Consider the following 1,630-nt stretch of genomic DNA (forward strand, 5'->3'; position numbering starts at 1 on the left):
TGCTCCTTGGTAGCTTTCATTTGTAGCCCTCATGCTGGTTTGGTGGTTGTTTGGTCATAACCAAACCTAACCGACATGAAGGGCTACTTCCATTTTGGGAATGTGCGAAAAATACCGTACGTTATCCGCTTGCATCTTTGCGGCGGGCGACTGCTCACGCAGCCGCCAGAGCAATTTCACTTTGAAATTGCTCTGGCGGTGAAAGCATGCCTGCCGAAATTTTAAAAACGTTCATTGCGGCGTTTACGTGCGGCATCCCTGCGCATGCAAGCCTTCGTCGCGCCATTGCTCCGGCAGCAGAGCCATTTTGCAGGAAGACAGTACAAAAGAGCGGCGTGCCATACAAGGCACACCGCTCTTTATTCCTTTTTCAGGGTCGTTATCTCAAAACGGAAAAGCCCTGCCCTGCGGCCCGGCGGGCGAAACATCCCACGGTGTCATATAACCGGTGCCGCTCGAACAAAATATTTTCGGCCTGTCTGCCGCTACATCTTGCCCGGCTTCTTTTCCGTCCCCGACATGACATCCACCTGATAGATGCCGCGCATCTCTTCCAGATGCGCCCGCATGGCTTCTTCAGCGGCATCGGCATCGCGTTTTTTCAGGGCTTCAAAAATACGCACATGGGCTTCATAGGCCAGTTCGCTCTGCTGCCGCACCTGCATGGAAGCATACAGGGGCGTGATCAGCCAGCCCGCGAAACCGTCGGAAACAATATCCAGAAAATTATTGCCCACACAGCTCACAAGGTAGCGGTGAAACTCGATATCCGCCTCGGAAAATTCGCGTATGGCCGAATCGTCCAGCAGGCTGCGCTGCTTTTGCAAAATGCGCTCAAGCTCGGCCGTCTGTTCGTCGGTCATGTTGCGTGCCATGCGCCGGGCTACGGCTGTTTCGAAAAACTGACGCAGCTCGTGCATTTGCCGCCAACCATCATGCGTACTGGAGTAAATTTCCATAGTGGCGCGCATTTCACGCAATAACGGATTGAGCGTCAGCCTGCAAACCCGCGCCCGCATACCGGGCGAAACCTCTATAAGCCCCATCCGCGCCAACGCCGACAGCGCCTCGCGCACGGCCGGACGGCCAACGCCGAATTCTTCCATAAGTTCGCGCTCTGACGGCAGTTTTTGTCCCACCTGGTATACGCCGGACTGTATATCTTCCAACAGACAGGACAGCACCTCGGCATGTACACGCGGACGCTGTATGCTGCGCCTTCTGCCTTGCAGCCTTTCAGGGCTGGCGATATTCGTATTTGCAATAGTCATGGTAGTCTGTTTGTCTCCTTGTATCTCGTGCAACCGAACCGACATGCCCTGCCGGGGTATTGTATGCGCTTGTGTGCCACCCGGTCTGCGCAGACGGCAGGCATGCAGGCTGGCGGCAAAAGTATTGTATACAAAGCAATACCATATTGAAAACCTGAGGAATATGCCCACGGCCAAAAGCGGCAACACAAGGCTGCCTGTGGAAAAATTTCGGCCTTTTCAGATGTTAAACCATTGCTGTCCGGCTAAGCACCCAATTCTAATAGGCTGAGATGTTGAAGATTATCTTTTCTTCGCCGTCGTGGATTCAGGAGTTCTTCCAGAGACGCCGAACCGAGCAGGTTGAGCTGGATGAGTTG

Annotated in this window: 1 protein-coding gene; it reads right to left on the reverse strand. The window is 53.9% G+C overall.

The genetic code is table 11. The features are described 5' to 3' along the window. Positions 1-485: 485 nt before the first annotated feature. Positions 486-1,271: an FCD domain-containing protein gene (locus V6C07_RS01315; protein WP_333534593.1), complete on the reverse strand. Its 786-nt coding sequence runs from the start codon at positions 1,269-1,271 to the stop codon at positions 486-488. Between the last annotated feature and the right edge of the window lie 359 nt (positions 1,272-1,630).

Origin of the sequence: Desulfovibrio sp. 1214_IL3152 (assembly GCF_036763055.1) — a bacterium.
GTDB lineage: Bacteria > Desulfobacterota > Desulfovibrionia > Desulfovibrionales > Desulfovibrionaceae > Desulfovibrio.

Coding starts and splice junctions, on each gene's coding strand:
- V6C07_RS01315 (WP_333534593.1), bottom strand. CDS start 1,271: ATGACTATTGCAAATACGAATATCGCCAGCCCTGAAAGGCTGCAAGGC.